Source organism: Rathayibacter sp. VKM Ac-2805, from assembly GCF_009834265.1.
Classification (GTDB): Bacteria; Actinomycetota; Actinomycetes; order Actinomycetales; family Microbacteriaceae; genus Rathayibacter.
Map to the genome: position 1 here is coordinate 2,474,279 of NZ_CP047185.1, position 15,903 is coordinate 2,490,181.

Consider the following 15,903-nt stretch of genomic DNA (forward strand, 5'->3'; position numbering starts at 1 on the left):
AGCCCGAGCGCGACCGTCCGTTCACCCGAGCGCGCGCCGCCGTTCATCCCGCCGCCGTAGCGTCCGGGGCGTGAGAGTCGCGGTCGTCACCGAGAGCTTCCTGCCGTCCTTGAACGGCGTGACCACGAGCGTCCTGCGGGTGCTCGACGAGTTCGCGGAGCGCGGGATCGAGGCGCTCGTCGTCTGTCCGGCCGCGGGGGCGCCGGGCCACTACGCGGGCCACCGCGTCGTGGAGCACCCGGCGATCGCCTACCGCGACTTCCCGGTCGGGATCCCCACGCTGGCCCTCACCCGGGAGCTGGCCGACTTCGAGCCCGACGTGGTGCACATCGCCTCGCCCTTCCTCCTCGGCGCCCGCGCCATCGCCTCGGCCGGCCGGCTCGGCGTGCCGAGTGTCGCGATCTACCAGACGGACGTCGCGCGATTCGCGGCCCGCTACGGCATCCGCGGCGCCCGCGCCCTCGCCTGGCGGGTGATCCGCCAGATCCACGCCGGGGCGGACCTGACCCTCGCCCCCTCCACCAGCGCCCTCGACGACCTCGCCGCCGCCGGCATCGAGCGCACCGCGCTGTGGGGTCGCGGAGTGCAGAGCGACCGCTTCCACCCGCGCCGCCGCTCCTCCCCCTACGCGCAGGCCGTCCGTGCCGGACTCGGCGCCGACGACGCGCTCGTCGGCTACATCGGGCGCCTCTCCCCCGAGAAGAGGGTGGAGCGGATGGCGGCACTCGCCTCCCTCCCGCACGCGGAGCTGGTCGTGGGCGGCTACGGCCCCTCCTCCGCCCGGGTCGCCGCCGCCCTCGGCCCGGCGGCGCGGATGCTCGGCCGGCTCGACGGCGACCGGCTGCCGGCGGTCTTCGCCGCGCTCGACGTCTTCGTGCACACCGGAACGGAGGAGACGTTCGGCCAGACGGTGCAGGAGGCGCAGGCGTCCGGCACCGCGGTGGTCGCGCCGCACGCGGGCGGCCCCACCGACCTCATCGAGCACGGCGTGGACGGCCTGCTCTACGCGCCCGAGAGCGACTCCGACCTGCGCCGGCAGGTGGAGCGCCTGGTCCGCGATCCCGCACTGCGCGCCCGGCTCGGCGAGGCGGGCCGCCGCCGCGTGCTCCACCGCACCTGGAGCGCGCTCACCGACGAGCTCCTCGCGCACTACGCGACCGCGGGGGCGCCCGCCCTCGCCCTGCCCCGCAGCTAAGGCTCGCCTAAGCCGCGCCCGCCTGCGAGCGCGCTTAGAATCGGAGGGCGAGTTTCTCGTCGCTCCCCGCCCCGTCCCCGTCCACGCGACGTGGGAACAGGTCAGGCCGTCGGAGCACAACCAGGGAGGGTTGTTCGTGTCAGTTCAAGCTGCTCAAACCCTCGCACCCCGGAAGCAGGGGAAGATCCGGCGTCCGGCCGGCACCCTGTACCGCGGTCGCGAAGGCATGTGGTCGTGGGTGCTCCACCGGATCACCGGTGTCGCCATCTTCTTCTTCCTCCTCGTCCACGTCCTCGACTCCGCTCTCATCGCCGTGAGCCCCGAGGCGTACAACGCGGTCATCGGCACGTACAAGAACCCGATCATGGGACTCGGCGAGACCGGGCTCGTGGGCGCCATCGCGTTCCACGCGCTGAACGGCCTGCGGATCATCCTGGTCGACTTCTGGAGCTGGGCGACCCGCAATCAGCGCGTCCTCTTCTGGGTCGTCATGGGCCTCTGGGTCGTGCTGATGCTCGGCTTCGCGCCGCGCCACCTGATCAACGTCTTCAGCGAGGGGGGTGCGCATTGAGCACCGTCGCCGCACCGCGGACCCCGCACACCCCGACCCGCTCCTCCGGCACCAACTGGGAGAAGTGGGGCTGGATCTACATGCGCGCCTCCGGCGTCGTGCTGATCGTCCTGATCTTCGGGCACCTCATCTACAACCTGCTGCTGGGCGACGGCATCAAGGCCATCGACTTCGGCTTCGTCGGCGGCAAGCTGGCGAACCCGTTCTGGCAGTGGTGGGACGTCCTCATGCTGTGGCTCGCGCTGATCCACGGCGGCAACGGCATGCGCACGCTGGTCAACGACTACGCGACCTCGCCCCTGCTGGCCAAGGCCTTCAAGGGCGGCATCCTCGTCGCCGTCGTCGCGCTGATCACGCTCGGCACCTGGGTCGTCTTCGCGTTCGACCCGTGCCCCGCCGGCACCGCCGCGGACCTGCTGCCCTCCTTCTGCGCAGCGTGACCGCGGTGCCGCGGATCGGAGAGGGGCCCGCGCCCCTCCCGGTCCGCGGCACCGCGTCCCGGCACCTCCCCCTCCCATCCCCGTACGACGGAGCACCCACCCCGTGAGCACACCAGGCCACTCCCACACCGGCGCCGACCAGAGCGCCTTCGCGCAGACCGTCGGACCCGACGGCGTCCACTACCACCAGTTCGACGTCGTCATCGTCGGCGCCGGCGGTGCCGGGATGCGCGCGGCCATCGAGGCCGGCCCCAAGGCGAAGACGGCCGTGATCTCGAAGCTGTACCCGACCCGCTCCCACACCGGAGCGGCGCAGGGCGGCATGGCCGCCGCCCTCGCGAACGTCGAGGAGGACAGCTGGGAGTGGCACACCTTCGACACCGTCAAGGGCGGCGACTACCTCGTCGACCAGGACGCGGCCGAGATCCTCGCGAAGGAGGCCATCGACGCGGTCATCGACCTCGAGAACATGGGCCTGCCCTTCAACCGCACCGAGGAGGGCAAGATCGACCAGCGCCGCTTCGGCGGCCACACCCGCGACCACGGTAAGGCGCCCGTCCGCCGCGCCTGCTACGCGGCCGACCGCACCGGCCACATGATCCTGCAGACGCTGTTCCAGAACTGCGTCCGACTCGGCATCAACTTCTACAACGAGTTCTACGTCCTCGACCTGGTGATGACCGAGGTCGACGGAGTGGCCAAGCCCTCCGGCGTCGTCGCCTACGAGCTGGCCACGGGCGAGCTGCACGTCTTCCAGGCGAAGGCGATCATCTTCGCGACCGGCGGCTTCGGCAAGATCTACAAGACCACCTCCAACGCGCACACCCTCACCGGCGACGGCGTCGGCATCATCTGGCGCAAGGGCCTCCCCCTGGAGGACATGGAGTTCTTCCAGTTCCACCCGACCGGCCTCGCCGGCCTCGGCATCCTCCTCACCGAGGGAGCGCGAGGAGAGGGTGCGATCCTCCGCAACGCCTCGGGCGAGCGCTTCATGGAGCGCTACGCCCCCACCATCAAGGACCTCGCGCCGCGCGACATCGTCGCCCGCTGCATGGTCCAGGAGGTGGCGGAGGGCCGCGGCGCCGGACCGCACAAGGACTACGTGCTGCTGGACTGCACCCACCTGGGCGCCGAGGTCCTCGAGACCAAGCTCCCCGACATCACCGAGTTCGCCCGCACCTACCTGGGCGTCGACCCCGTCGTCGAGCCGGTCCCCGTCATGCCGACCGCGCATTACGCGATGGGCGGCATCCCGACCAACGTCAAGGCCGAGGTGCTCTCGGACAACACGACCGTCGTCCCCGGCCTCTACGCCGCCGGCGAGTGCGCGTGCGTCTCGGTGCACGGCTCCAACCGCCTCGGCACCAACTCCCTCCTCGACATCAACGTCTTCGGCAAGCGCAGCGGCAACAACGCCGCCGACTACGCCAAGACGGTCGACTTCACCCCCCTGCCCGCCGACCCGGCCGGCGCGATCCGCGACATGCTCGCCTCGCTCCGCTCCGCCACCGGCACCGAGCGGATCGCCTCGATCCGCAAGGAGCTGCAGGACGAGATGGACAAGAACGCCCAGGTGTTCCGCACCGACGAGTCCCTCGAGGCCGTCACCGGGACCATCCAGCGCCTGCGCGACCGGTTCCGCAACATCTCGGTGCAGGACAAGGGCAAGCGCTTCAACACCGACCTCCTCGAGGCCGTCGAGCTGGGCTTCCTGCTCGACCTCGCCGAGGTCGTCGTCTACTCGGCGCGCAACCGCAAGGAGAGCCGCGGCGGCCACATGCGCGACGACTTCCCGAAGCGCGACGACGAGAACTACATGCAGCACACGATGGCGTACCTCTCCGGTGACGCCCACTCCTCCGACGCCGGTGACCACATCCGGCTCGACTGGAAGCCCGTCGTGATCACCCGGTACCAGCCGATGGAGAGGAAGTACTAGCCATGTCGACCGCTACCCTCGAGCAGCCGCCCGCCGCCCCCGCGGCCCCGGAGGCGTTCACCGTCACGTTCATCATCCGCCGCTTCGACCCCGAGGTGGACGCCGAGCCGCGTTGGCAGGACTTCGACGTCGAGATGTACTCGACCGACCGCGTCCTCGACGCCCTGCACCGCATCAAGTGGGATCAGGACGGATCGCTGACCTTCCGCCGCTCGTGCGCGCACGGCATCTGCGGATCCGACGCGATGCGGATCAACGGCCGCAACCGCCTGGCCTGCAAGACGCTGATCAAGGATCTCGACATCTCGCAGCCGATCTACATCGAGGCGATCAAGGGCCTGCCCCTCGAGAAGGACCTCGTCGTCGACATGGAGCCGTTCTTCGCCTCCTACCGCGAGGTGCAGCCGTTCCTGGTCGCCAACACCCCGGCGCCCAAGGGCAAGGAGCGCGTGCAGTCGGTCGCCGACCGCGCCCGCTTCGACGACACCACGAAGTGCATCCTCTGCGCCGCGTGCACCTCGTCCTGCCCCGTGTTCTGGACCGACGGGCAGTACTTCGGCCCCGCGGCGATCGTGAACGCCCACCGCTTCATCTTCGACTCGCGCGACGACGCCGGTGGAGCGCGCCTGGACATCCTCAACGACAAGGAGGGCGTGTGGCGCTGCCGCACGACCTTCAACTGCACGGAGGCGTGCCCGCGCGGCATCCAGATCACGCAGGCGATCGCCGAGGTGAAGCAGGCCGTCATCCGCGGCCGCGCCTGATCCTCCCCCTCGCGAACGCGTCCGGCCCGCCGGGATCCTCGGATCCGGCGGGCCGGACGCGTTCCTGCGTGCAGGCGGGCGCGTGCACGGGAGCGCCGCGAGGCCTCAGTACGCTGGAGGAATGACCGAGGCGGCCGACACTCCCCGCGGGATCCCGGGCCTGTTCGAGCGGGTCATGCGGACGCGGCCGGTGCGGGTGATGCTCCACTACTCCGAGACCGGCGGGCCCCTCTTCGCCTCCGGACTCGCCTTCCAGGCCCTGTTCGCGGTCTTCGCGGCGCTCTTCGTCTTCTTCGCCGTCTTCGGCTTCTGGGTGCGCGACGACTCGGTGCTGCGCGACTCCCTCCTCGACCTGGTGACCCGCTCCGTCCCCGGTCTGATCGGCGGGAAGAACGCCCTCGTGTCGGTCGACGACCTGCTCGACTCGTCGATCCTCGGCTGGACGGGTGCGATCGCGGCCGCCGGCCTGCTCTGGACGGCGCTGAACTTCCTGGGGAGCCTGCGCCAGGCGGTCCGGCTGCTCTTCTCGCTCCCCGGACCCACGACCCTCTTCGTCCTGCTCAAGCTCAAGGACGCGGGGCTCGCCCTGGTCTTCGGGGCGGTGCTGCTGGTCTCGGCCGGTCTCTCCGTGTTCTCGACCTCGCTGGTGGACGTGGCGTTCGGCTTCCTCGGGATCGGCAGCGAGTCGATGCCGGCCCGACTCGCCGGCAGCGCGGTCGGCCTGCTGATCATGCTGGCCCTGGACACGGGCACGCTCGCCGGCTCCTTCCGCATCCTCTCGGGCATCTCGATCCCCTGGAAGAACCTCTGGGCGGGGTCGCTGCTCGGCGGGATCGCTCTCGGCGCGCTCAAGGTCCTCGGGACGCAGCTGCTGGGCGGCGCCTCCCGCAATCCGCTGCTCGCCTCGTTCGCGGTCCTCATCGGTCTGCTGATCTGGTTCAACCTCGTCTGCCAGGTGATCCTGATCGCCGCGTCGTGGATCTCCGTCGGGATGAGCGACGCCGGGATCTCGGCGCGCAAGCTCACGCCGGAGGAGCGCGAGAAGGAGCGGGAGGAGCAGCTGCGCACCGCCCGCCGCACCCTCGCCGAGGCCGAGCGCGAGCGGCTTCGCGCCGCGCTGCCGGAGGCGTCCCTCCTCAAACGACGGCGCCTGGAGCGCCAGCTCGCGCAGCTCGAGGAGGAGCTCGAGCAGCTCGCCGCCTGACCCGGCGGTCCTCCTCCCGTTCAGCCCTCCGTCGCCGGGCCCGATTCGCCTGCCGAGTCTGTCCGTTTCTGTTGACTTCCCTCCCGAACGGGTCTAAAAAGAGGTAAACGCAGATCCGAGGTCGGCAACGACACCGCGGATCCGGCGCACCACCCACGGCGAGACGACGGAGTCCACATGTACGCACCGGAGCGGCACCAGGCGATCCTGGACCGCGCCCGCACCGACGGGCGCGTCGAGGTCCGCGACCTCGCCCTCTCCCTCGCCGTGACGCCGGAGACGATCCGCCGCGATCTCACCAGCCTCGAGAAGCGGGGCCTGCTGCGCCGTGCGCACGGCGGAGCCATCCCCGTCGAGCGGCTGGGCATCGAGCCCGAGGTCGCCGCCCGTGAGGGACACCTCGCCGGCGAGAAGGACCGCATCGCCACCGCGGCCCTCGCCGAGGTGCCCGACGGCGGCTCGATCGCCATCGACGCCGGCACCACCACGGTGCGGCTGGCGGAGCTGCTCCCCCTGGACCGCCGGCTGACGGTCGTCACCCACTCCCTCCCCGTCGCGATGGCGCTCGTCGGCCGGCCCAACATCGACCTCCACCTCATCGGCGGGCACCTGCGCGGAGTCACGCAGGCCGCCGTCGGACCGTGGGCCGCCCAGGCCCTCTCCACGGTCTCGGTGGATGTCGCCTTCATCGGCACGAACGGCCTGAGCCTCGAGCGCGGGCTCACCACCCCCGATCTCGACGAGGCCGTCGTCAAGTCCGCGATCATCGCCTCCGCGCGCCGGGTCGTGGTCCTCGCCGACCACTCGAAGTTCGGCCGGCAGGACTTCGGGCACGTCGCTCCGCTGTCCGCGGTCGACACCGTCATCACCGACGCCGATGTCGACGACGAGCTCGCCGACGACATCGAGTCGGCCGGCCCGGAGGTCGTCCGCGCATGATCGTCACCGTCACCGCCAACCCGAGCATCGACGTCACCCTCTCCACGAGCGGCTTCGCCGTCGGCGAGGTCAACCGCGCGCACGACGTGCGGCGCGACCCGGCCGGCAAGGGCGTCAACGTCGCCCGTGCCCTCGCGCGCAACGGCGTCGAGGCGACCGCGGTCTACCCGGCCGACGCCTCCACCGGCCTCGACCTGTCCACGATGCTCCGGGCCGCCGGAGTCCGCTCGGCCAGTGCGGCGATCGCCCACCCGATCCGCACCAACATCACCGTGGTCGACGACCGGACGGGCCGCACCACCAAGATCAACGAGCCCGGCCCCGCCGTCACGGAGGAGGAGGCCCACGCCCTCTCCGAGCTGATCGGCGAGCACGTCTCGGCCTCGCCCCGCTGGCTCGTCGCCTGCGGCAGCGTCCCCCCGGGACTGGGAGCGGACTTCTACCCCGCCCTCGGCCGCCTCGCCCTGCACTTCGGCGTCCCCCTCGCCGTCGACACCTCGGGAGCCCCCCTGACCGCGATCATCGCGGCCGGCACGGCCACCCTGGTGAAGCCCAACCTCGAGGAGCTCGAGGAGCTCCTCGGCCGCTCCCTGACGACGGTCGGAGACGTCGTCGCCGGAGCCCGTGAACTCCTGCAGCTGCCCGACGCGCGAGCGCTCGTCAGCCTCGGAGAGCACGGCGCCCTCCTCGTCACGGCGCACGCGTCGTGGTGGGCGGGCGCCCCCGCCGTCGTGCCCCTCAGCACCGTCGGCGCCGGCGACAGCACGCTCGCCGGCTACCTCTCGGCCGTCGACGCCACGGAGGCGGAGCGCCTCGCGACAGCAGTCGCGTGGGGTACCGCCGCCGTCCAGCTCCCGGGCAGCGAAGCCCCGGGTCCCGACTCCCTCCGCCTCGACGACGTCTCCGTCGTCGAGAACCCCGACCCCACCCTCCCGATTGGAGAACTGAGCGCATGACTGCTCTCACCGAGGCGTCGACGGTCATCGTCGACCTCACCGCCGCCACGAAGGACGAGGCCACCGCGCAGCTCGCGAAGACGCTCGCCGACGCCGGCCGCGTCACCGACCTCGACGGCTTCCTCGCCGACGTCCGCGACCGCGAGTCGCAGATGGCGACCGGCATGCCCGGCGGCATCGGGATCCCCCACGCCCGCTCCTCCCACGTCGTCTCGCCCAGCGTGGCGGTCGGCATCGCGAAGCAGGGCGTCGACTTCGGGGCCCCCGACGGCCCGGCCGACCTGATCTTCCTGATCGCGGCTCCGGACGGCGCCGACCAGGCGCACCTCAAGATCCTCGCCCAGCTCGCCCGCAAGCTGATCCACGAGTCCTTCACCGGTTCCCTCCGCGCCGCCGCCAGCGGCCAGGAGGTCGCGGACATCATCGCCCGAGAGGTCGTCGTCTCATGAGGATCGTCGCCGTCACCAGCTGCATCGCCGGCATCGCGCACACCTACATGGCGGCCGAGGCCCTCGAGCAGGCCGCGAAGAAGAAGGGGTACGAGATCCAGGTCGAGACCCAGGGCGCCGCGGGCTCCGATCCCATGTCGGACCGGACCATCGCCGACGCCGACGTCGTGATCCTCGCCGCCGACCTCGAGGTCCGCGGCAAGGAGCGCTTCGCCGGGAAGCCCACCCTCGAGGTGGGCACGTCGGAGGCGCTCGCGAAGGCGGCGGACGTCATCGACCGCGCCGTCGCGAAGGTGCAGGACGCGCCCGCCGCGAGCCCCGCCTCCGGCCCGCGCTTCGTCGCCGTGACCAGCTGCATCGCGGGCATCGCCCACACCTACATGGCCGCGGAGGCGCTCGAGCAGGCCGCGAAGAAGCGCGGCTACCCGATCCACGTCGAGACCCAGGGCGCGGCCGGCTCGGACGAGATGACCGCGGCCGACATCGCCGCCGCGGACGTCGTCATCCTCGCCGCCGACCTCGAGGTCCGCGGCAAGGACCGCTTCGCCGGCAAGCCGATCCTCCAGGTGGGCGTCGCCGAGGCCCTGTCCAAGCCGGACGAGGTCCTCGACCGCGCTCTGGCCCTCCGCGGCTCCGGCTCCGCCGCGTCCTCCCCCGCCCGCTCGACTCCGGCCGCGGCCCCCGCCGCGCCGAAGAAGGTCGGCGTCGGCACGCGCATCCGCCAGAACCTGATGACCGGCGTCTCCTACATGATCCCGTTCGTCGCGGCGGGCGGTCTGCTGATCGCGCTGTCGTTCCTGTTCGGCGGCTACCGGATCGTCGACTTCACGGCCCAGCAGATCATCGACGACGGCTTCAACGTCGCGAACATCACGGACTGGGCCGGAGTGATGTTCCTCATCGGAAGCGCGACCTTCGCGTTCCTGGTGCCGGTGCTCTCCGGCTTCATCGCCTTCGGCATCGCCGACCGTCCCGGCATCGCGCCGGGCTTCCTCGGCGGCGCGGTCGCCGTCACCGTCGGCGCGGGCTTCCTGGGCGGCCTCGCCTCCGGCTTCATCGCCGGCTACGCGGCCCTCTACATCTCGCGGATCAAGCTCCCCGCGGCGTTCAAGTCGCTGATGCCCGTCGTGATCATCCCCCTGATCGCCACCTTCATCACCGGCTTCCTGATGTTCGTGGTGCTCGGAGCGCCGCTCCGCGCACTGAGCGAGGGCCTGTCGTCCTGGCTCTCGGGCCTCTCGGGCGGCAACCTGATCATCCTGGGGATCATCCTCGGCCTCATGATGGCGTTCGACATGGGCGGTCCGGTCAACAAAGTGGCCTACGCCTTCGCGACCACCGGCCTCGCCTCCGTCCCCGCTGACGGCGACCCGAACTCCGTGCAGTTCAAGGTGATGGCGATCGTCATGGCCGCCGGCATGACCCCGCCGCTGGGTCTGGCCCTCGCCACGACGCTCCGCAAGCGCCTGTTCACCGACGCCGAGCGCCAGAACGGCAAGGCCGCCTACCTGCTGGGCGCGTCCTTCATCTCGGAGGGGGCCATCCCGTTCGCCGCGGTCGACCCGCTGCGCGTGATCCCGTCCGCCATGGTCGGCTCGGCCGTCACGGGTGCGCTCGTCGCGCTCTTCGGATCCACCCTCCGCGCCCCGCACGGCGGAGTCTGGGTCACCGGGCTCGTCGGGCAGCCGATCCTCTACCTGGTCGCCATCCTGGTGGGCATGGTCGTCACGGCCGTCTGCGTGATCATCGCGAAGAGCATCAAGCGCGCCCCCGTGGTCGCCGAGGTGCCCGAGCCGGCCACCGCGCAGGCCGTCCCCGCCTGATCCCCTCCGACCGACCGTCCTGAGCGGTCCCGCCGGCGGTCGCCTCCGCGCTCCTCCCCCTCTCCGAGGGAGTCGCGCGAGGCGGCCGCCGGCTTCCGCGTTCCGGGGTGCGAGCGCTGCCGGGCGGCCCGCTCCGCGGCTCCGAATAGACTGCTCCGGTGACTCGCAGCACCCTCCGCATCGCCTCCGTCAACGTCAACGGCGTCCGCGCCGCCTACCGCAAGGGGATGGGCGACTGGCTCGCCGCGCGCGACGTCGACGTCCTGGCCCTGCAGGAGGTCCGCGCCTCCACGGACGACCTCACGGGGCTCCTCGGGGACGAGTGGGACGTGCTGCACGACGAGGCGACCGCCAAGGGGCGCGCCGGAGTCGCTCTCGCCTCGCGCAGGCGCGCCACGATCCACCGAGTGACCTTCGGCGCCGACGACTTCGACTCGGCCGGACGCTGGCTCGAGGCCGACTACGAGGTCGGCGGCCGCTCGCTCACCGTCGTCTCCACCTACGTCCACTCCGGCGAGGTCGGCACTCCCAAGCAGGTCGAGAAGTACCGCTTCCTCGACGCGATGGAGTCGCGCCTGCCCGAGATCCGGGCGCACAGCGAGCTCGCCGTGGTGATGGGCGACCTCAACGTCGGCCACCGCACGCTCGACATCAAGAACTGGAAGGGCAACGTCAAGAAGGCCGGCTTCCTCCCGGAGGAGCGGGCCTACGTCGACCGCTTCGTCGGCGCCGAGGGCGACCCGGACTACAACGCCGGTGCCGGACTGGGCTGGGTCGACCTCGGCCGCCGGTTCGCGGGCGAGGTGCCCGGACCGTACACGTGGTGGTCGCAGCGCGGCCAGGCCTTCGACACCGACACCGGCTGGCGCCTCGACTACCAGCTCGCCACGCCCGCGCTCGCCGACCTCGCCCGCAGCTACGAGGTCGACCGCGCCGCCTCCTACGACACCCGCTGGTCCGACCACTCCCCCGTGGTCGTCGACTACGAGCTCTGACCCTCTCCCCCGCGAACCGACCCCTCGAGGCCACCCATGACTCCCAGCACCCCGGGCGCCAAGCCCGTCATCTTCTCCGGCATGCAGCCCTCCTCCGGGTCGCTGCACCTCGGCAACTACATCGGCGCGCTGACCCAGTGGGTCGCGATGCAGGAGGACTTCGACGCCTACTTCTGCGTCGTCGACCTGCACGCGATCACGGTCCCGCAGGATCCGCAGCAGCTCCGCGAGCGCACTCGCGCGACCGCCGCGCAGTACATCGCCGCGGGCATCGACCCCGCGCGCTCGACCCTCTTCATCCAGTCCCACGTGCCCGCTCACGCCGAGCTCGCCTGGGTCCTCAACACCCTGACCGGCTTCGGCGAGGCCAGCCGGATGACGCAGTTCAAGGACAAGTCGGCGAAGCAGGGCGCCGAGGCCGCCTCGGTGGGCCTGTTCACCTACCCGATCCTGATGGCGGCCGACATCCTGCTGTACCAGACGGACGCGGTGCCGGTCGGCGAGGACCAGCGCCAGCACCTGGAGCTCACCCGCGATCTCGCCGCGCGCTTCAACTCGCGCTTCGGCGAGACCTTCGCCGTGCCGGAGCCCCACATCGTGCGCGAGACCGCGAAGATCTTCGACCTGCAGAACCCGGGCGCCAAGATGTCGAAGTCGGCGGAGTCGGACGCGGGCCTGCTCAGCGTGCTCGACGAGCCGAAGGCGACCGCGAAGAAGATCATGCGCGCCGTGACGGACACCGAGTCGGAGGTGCGCTTCGACCGGGCGGCGAAGCCCGGCGTCTCGAACCTGCTGACGATCTACTCGGTCCTCGCCGACCGCTCCGTCGAGTCGCTGGAGCAGGAGTACGCGGGCCGCGGCTACGGGGACCTCAAGAAGGGCCTCGTCGAGGTGGTCGCCGCCACCTTCGACCCGATCCGAGCGCGGACCGCGGAGCTGCTCGCCGACCCGGCCGAGCTCGACCGGGTCCTCTCCCTCGCCGCCGACCGCGCGTCCGAGACCGCGGAGCGCACGCTCGCCGCCGTCTACGACTCCGTCGGCCTCCTCCGCCGCGTCCGCTGAGGCGGCCGTGCTGCGGCTCGCGCTCTTCGACCTCGACGACACCCTCTTCGCCCATGCCCGCGCTGTGCGGGAGGGGATCGTCGCGTACGCCGCCTCGCTCGGCGCCGCCTACGCCGGCGAGCCGGCCGACGTGCAGCGCCGCTGGCACCTGCTCGAGGAGGAGCACTACCACCGCTACCTCGCGGGCGAGCTCGACTACGAGGGCCAGCGCCGGGCGCGCGCCACGGACTTCGCCGCGGAGGCCGGAGTCGGGCTGACTCCCGAGGAGGCGAGCTCCTGGTTCCGCGGGTACCTCGAGCACTACGTCGCCGCCTGGACCCTCCACGACGACGCGCTGCCCGTCCTCGACCGGCTCGACGCCGCCGGAGTCCGCCTCGGCGTCATCACCAACGGCGTGCTCGACTTCCAGCGGGGGAAGATCGAGGGCACGGGCCTCTCCGGTCGCTTCGAGCACGTGATCGCCTCCGGCGACGTCGGCGTCGCCAAGCCGGACGCGCGGATCTTCGCGATCGCCTGCGAGCGGTTCGGGGTCTCTCCGGAGGAGGCCCTCTACGTCGGCGACCGGCTCGGCACCGACGCCGTCGGAGCGGCCGCTGCGGGCCTGCGCGGCGTCTGGCTCGACCGCGTCGGCGGTCCCGAGCACGGCCGCGTGCTGCCGCCCGAGGCGGTCGAGCTGGGCGTGCGCCGGATCGACTCCCTGGATGCGCTGGACGCGCAGCTGGGGCTGTCGGCGGACTGAGGCCTCACCCGGTCCGGGTCTCGATAAGCCGCCTGCAGCGACTACGCGACCAGCATGCAGGTCCGAATTGCCGGGTCTCGATGAGCCGTCTGCGGCGACCACTCGACCAGCACGGGTGTCCCCGAACCACCCCGTTGCGAGACCCCCTGCGCCGTCATCGGAACGACGAAGCGCCCCACCCGACCCGAGGGTCGGACAGGGCGCTTCACCGTGAACGGACGCACATCATCCGCTCGTCGCGCAAGGCGAACGGGGAGGACGCGTGTCAGCGTTGTCCCCTAACCGGACGGAACCCGCTCCCCGAGACGCGACCACCTCGATGAGCCGACCGCGCCGCGGCAGGCAGGGACTGCCGCGGAGGAGGCTACTGCACGTCCTCGTCGATCCAGTCGAAGGTCTTGGTGACGGCCTTCTTCCAGAGGCGGTACTGGCGGGCGGCCTCGTCCTGGTCCATCTGCGGGGTCCAGCGCGAGTCCTCCTGCCAGTTCTGGCGCAGGTCGTCGAGGTTCTCCCAGAACCCGACCGCGAGACCGGCCGCGTAGGCCGCTCCGAGCGCGGTGGTCTCCGCGACGACCGGTCGGACGACCGGGACGCCGAGGATGTCGGCCTGGAACTGCATGAGCAGGTTGTTGGCGATCATGCCGCCATCGACCTTGAGCTCCTGCAGGGGGACGCCGGAGTCGGCGTTGACCGCGTCCAGGACCTCGCGGGTCTGGAAGGCGGTCGCCTCGAGCGCGGCGCGGGCGATGTGGCCCTTGTTGACGTAGCGGGTGAGGCCGACGAGGGCTCCGCGTGCGTCGGAGCGCCAGTAGGGGGCGAACAGACCCGAGAAGGCGGGCACGAAGTACGCGCCTCCGTTGTCCTCGACCGTGGCGGCCAGCGCCTCGACCTCGGGGGCCGAGCCGATGAGGCCCAGGTTGTCGCGCAGCCACTGGATCAGCGAGCCGGAGACCGCGATCGAGCCCTCGAGCGCGTAGTGCACCTCGCCGTCGCCGAGCTTGTAGCCGATGGTGGTGAGCAGACCGTTCTTCGAGTGGACGATCTCGGTGCCCGTGTTGAAGATCAGGAAGTTGCCGGTGCCGTAGGTGTTCTTCGCCTCGCCCGGGTCGAACGCCGCCTGGCCGAAGGTCGCGGCCTGCTGGTCGCCGAGGATGCCGGCGATCGGGACCTCGCGCAGCAGCGACGACGACTCGACGTGGCCGTAGACCTCGGAGGAGGAGCAGACCTCGGGGAGCATCGACTTCGGGACCCCGAAGGCCTCGAGGATGTCGTCGCGCCACTCGAGGGTCTCGAGGTCGAGGAACAGGGTGCGGGAGGCGTTGGTGACGTCGGTCTTGTGGACGCCGCCGTCGACGCCGCCGGTCAGGTTCCAGAGGACCCAGGTGTCCGTCGTGCCGAAGATCAGGTCGCCCGCCTCGGCCTTCTCGCGAGCACCCTCGACGTTCTCGAGGATCCAGACGATCTTGGTGCCGGAGAAGTAGGTCGCGAGCGGGAGGCCCACGATCGACTTGAAGCGGTCAGCGCCCTCGTCGCCCGCGAGGCGGTCGACGATCGACTGGGTCCGGGTGTCCTGCCAGACGATGGCGTTGTAGACGGGCTTGCCGGTCGTCCTGTCCCAGACGACAGCGGTCTCGCGCTGGTTGGTGATGCCAACGGAGGCGATGTCGTGGCGGGTCAGGTCGGCGCGGGAGAGAGCCTGGCCGATCACCTCGCGGACGTTGTTCCAGATCTCGATCGGGTCGTGCTCGACCCAGCCGGCGCGCGGGAAGATCTGCTCGTGCTCCTTCTGGCCGGTGGAGACGATCGATCCCTTCTTGTCGAAGATGATCGCGCGGGACGACGTGGTCCCCTGGTCGATAGCGATGACGTAGTCAGCCATGAATGATTACTCCTTCGTAACGGGGGTGAAAGGAAGCGCGGCGGTCTAGAGGACCGGGAGCAGCACGAGCGAGGCGAGGCCCGCGAGCACTCCACCGACGATCGGGCCGGCGACGGGCACCCAGGCGTAGCTCCAGTCGCTCGAGCCCTTGCCCTTGATCGGCAGCAGCGCGTGCGCGATGCGGGGGCCGAGGTCGCGGGCGGGGTTGATGGCGTAGCCGGTCGGGCCGCCGAGGGAGGCGCCGATCGCGATCACCAGGATGGCGACGGGCAGCGCGCCGAGCGCGGCCAGACCGCCGTCGCCCTGACGTCCGCCGCCGAAGCCGATGACGACGAAGACGAGGACGAAGGTGCCGATGACCTCGGTGGCGAAGTTCCAGCCGTACGAGCGGATCGCCGGGCCGGTCGAGAAGACGCCGAGCTTGTTGGCCGCGTCGGGCTCCTCGTCGAAGTGCTGCTTGTAGGCGAGCCAGCAGAAGACGGCACCGAGGATCGCACCGATCATCTGGGCGAGGATGTAGACGAGGATCGAGACGATGTTGACGGGCACGCCGGAACCGAACTCGGTCGCTCCGCTCGCGACGAGGCCCAGGGTGACGGCGGGGTTGAGGTGCGCCCCCGAGTTGTACGAGACGATCACACCGGCGAAGACCGCGAAGCCCCAGCCGATGTTGACCATGAGGGTTCCGCCGTTGAGACCCTTGCTCTTCACGAGCGCGACGTTGGCGACGACACCGCAGCCGAGGAGCACGAGCATGGCCGTTCCCACGACTTCGGCGAGGAAGACCACTCCGAGATTGTCCACGTTGACCTTTTCCTTTTCGTAAGACGGACGCGCACAGGCATCCGCGGCGGGCTTCGATGCCCGACGGTGTGAAGTTATCGGCGCCCTGTCCTAGCGACAAGGAACGGCGCGTGCACGTTTGTGCGTTGTCACGACGGAAGCCCC

Annotated in this window: 15 protein-coding genes; 13 read left to right on the top strand and 2 right to left on the bottom strand. The window is 71.0% G+C overall.

From position 1 onward, the window contains the following. The first annotated feature begins 70 nt into the window (after positions 1-70). From GSU40_RS11455 to GSU40_RS11515, 13 genes are all read left to right on the top strand, one after another. The gene (locus GSU40_RS11455) at positions 71-1,195 is read left to right on the top strand and encodes a glycosyltransferase family 1 protein (protein ID WP_208543315.1); all 1,125 of its coding nucleotides are present in this window, start codon (positions 71-73) and stop codon (positions 1,193-1,195) included. A gap of 184 nt (positions 1,196-1,379) precedes the next feature. Continuing rightward, the gene (gene sdhC / locus GSU40_RS11460; RefSeq protein WP_258059417.1) at positions 1,380-1,766 is read left to right on the top strand and encodes a succinate dehydrogenase, cytochrome b556 subunit; all 387 of its coding nucleotides are present in this window, start codon (positions 1,380-1,382) and stop codon (positions 1,764-1,766) included. Beyond that, on the top strand, positions 1,763-2,206 hold the full coding sequence (locus GSU40_RS11465; protein WP_160035040.1) for a succinate dehydrogenase hydrophobic membrane anchor subunit: 444 nt from the start codon (positions 1,763-1,765) through the stop codon (positions 2,204-2,206). Before sdhC ends, GSU40_RS11465 begins: the two co-directional genes overlap by 4 nt. A gap of 103 nt (positions 2,207-2,309) precedes the next feature. After that, positions 2,310-4,145, top strand: coding sequence for a succinate dehydrogenase flavoprotein subunit (gene sdhA, locus GSU40_RS11470; RefSeq protein WP_258062583.1), 1,836 nt, complete (start codon positions 2,310-2,312; stop codon positions 4,143-4,145). A gap of 2 nt (positions 4,146-4,147) precedes the next feature. Continuing rightward, positions 4,148-4,909 (top strand): succinate dehydrogenase iron-sulfur subunit, encoded by a 762-nt coding sequence (locus GSU40_RS11475; protein WP_068254543.1) that lies wholly within the window; start codon positions 4,148-4,150, stop codon positions 4,907-4,909. Positions 4,910-5,030: 121 nt separating this feature from the next. Continuing rightward, positions 5,031-6,113: a YhjD/YihY/BrkB family envelope integrity protein gene (locus tag GSU40_RS11480; RefSeq protein WP_104223189.1), complete on the top strand. Its 1,083-nt coding sequence runs from the start codon at positions 5,031-5,033 to the stop codon at positions 6,111-6,113. A 177-nt stretch (positions 6,114-6,290) separates the two neighbouring features. Next, positions 6,291-7,052: a DeoR/GlpR family DNA-binding transcription regulator gene (locus GSU40_RS11485; protein WP_104226423.1), complete on the top strand. Its 762-nt coding sequence runs from the start codon at positions 6,291-6,293 to the stop codon at positions 7,050-7,052. Then, entirely contained in the window at positions 7,049-8,008 is a 960-nt protein-coding gene (locus GSU40_RS11490) for a 1-phosphofructokinase family hexose kinase (protein ID WP_104223191.1), read from the top strand. The genes GSU40_RS11485 and GSU40_RS11490 overlap by 4 nt, the downstream gene beginning before the upstream one ends. Next, positions 8,005-8,457 (top strand): PTS sugar transporter subunit IIA, encoded by a 453-nt coding sequence (locus GSU40_RS11495; RefSeq protein WP_097166616.1) that lies wholly within the window; start codon positions 8,005-8,007, stop codon positions 8,455-8,457. Before GSU40_RS11490 ends, GSU40_RS11495 begins: the two co-directional genes overlap by 4 nt. Beyond that, positions 8,454-10,280: a PTS fructose-like transporter subunit IIB gene (locus GSU40_RS11500; RefSeq protein ID WP_104309799.1), complete on the top strand. Its 1,827-nt coding sequence runs from the start codon at positions 8,454-8,456 to the stop codon at positions 10,278-10,280. Before GSU40_RS11495 ends, GSU40_RS11500 begins: the two co-directional genes overlap by 4 nt. A gap of 158 nt (positions 10,281-10,438) precedes the next feature. Next, positions 10,439-11,275 carry an exodeoxyribonuclease III gene (locus tag GSU40_RS11505; RefSeq protein ID WP_104329322.1) on the top strand — a complete coding sequence of 279 codons (837 nt, stop codon included), beginning with the start codon at positions 10,439-10,441 and terminating at the stop codon, positions 11,273-11,275. Positions 11,276-11,311: 36 nt separating this feature from the next. Continuing rightward, the gene (trpS, locus tag GSU40_RS11510; RefSeq protein ID WP_104232840.1) at positions 11,312-12,337 is read left to right on the top strand and encodes a tryptophan--tRNA ligase; all 1,026 of its coding nucleotides are present in this window, start codon (positions 11,312-11,314) and stop codon (positions 12,335-12,337) included. A gap of 7 nt (positions 12,338-12,344) precedes the next feature. Continuing rightward, a complete protein-coding gene (locus GSU40_RS11515; RefSeq protein ID WP_160035042.1) occupies positions 12,345-13,076 on the top strand; it encodes an HAD family hydrolase in 732 nt (243 codons plus the stop codon). A 364-nt stretch (positions 13,077-13,440) separates the two neighbouring features. Here GSU40_RS11515 and glpK read toward each other — a convergent pair whose 3' ends face one another. Both glpK and GSU40_RS11525 read right to left on the bottom strand, forming a co-directional pair. Beyond that, positions 13,441-14,955 (bottom strand): glycerol kinase GlpK, encoded by a 1,515-nt coding sequence (glpK, locus tag GSU40_RS11520; protein ID WP_160035044.1) that lies wholly within the window; start codon positions 14,953-14,955, stop codon positions 13,441-13,443. Between the two features lie 45 nt (positions 14,956-15,000). Beyond that, entirely contained in the window at positions 15,001-15,759 is a 759-nt protein-coding gene (locus GSU40_RS11525; RefSeq protein WP_160035046.1) for an MIP/aquaporin family protein, read from the bottom strand. Positions 15,760-15,903 lie beyond the last annotated feature (144 nt).

Excerpts from the sequence above, each read along its gene's own strand:
- GSU40_RS11495 (WP_097166616.1), top strand. The coding sequence starts at position 8,005 with ATGACTGCTCTCACCGAGGCGTCGACGGTCATCGTCGACCTCACCGCC.
- GSU40_RS11490 (WP_104223191.1), top strand. The coding sequence starts at position 7,049 with ATGATCGTCACCGTCACCGCCAACCCGAGCATCGACGTCACCCTCTCC.
- GSU40_RS11500 (WP_104309799.1), top strand. The coding sequence starts at position 8,454 with ATGAGGATCGTCGCCGTCACCAGCTGCATCGCCGGCATCGCGCACACC.
- glpK (WP_160035044.1), bottom strand. The coding sequence starts at position 14,955 with ATGGCTGACTACGTCATCGCTATCGACCAGGGGACCACGTCGTCCCGC.
- GSU40_RS11485 (WP_104226423.1), top strand. The coding sequence starts at position 6,291 with ATGTACGCACCGGAGCGGCACCAGGCGATCCTGGACCGCGCCCGCACC.
- GSU40_RS11475 (WP_068254543.1), top strand. The coding sequence starts at position 4,148 with ATGTCGACCGCTACCCTCGAGCAGCCGCCCGCCGCCCCCGCGGCCCCG.
- GSU40_RS11480 (WP_104223189.1), top strand. The coding sequence starts at position 5,031 with ATGACCGAGGCGGCCGACACTCCCCGCGGGATCCCGGGCCTGTTCGAG.
- trpS (WP_104232840.1), top strand. The coding sequence starts at position 11,312 with ATGACTCCCAGCACCCCGGGCGCCAAGCCCGTCATCTTCTCCGGCATG.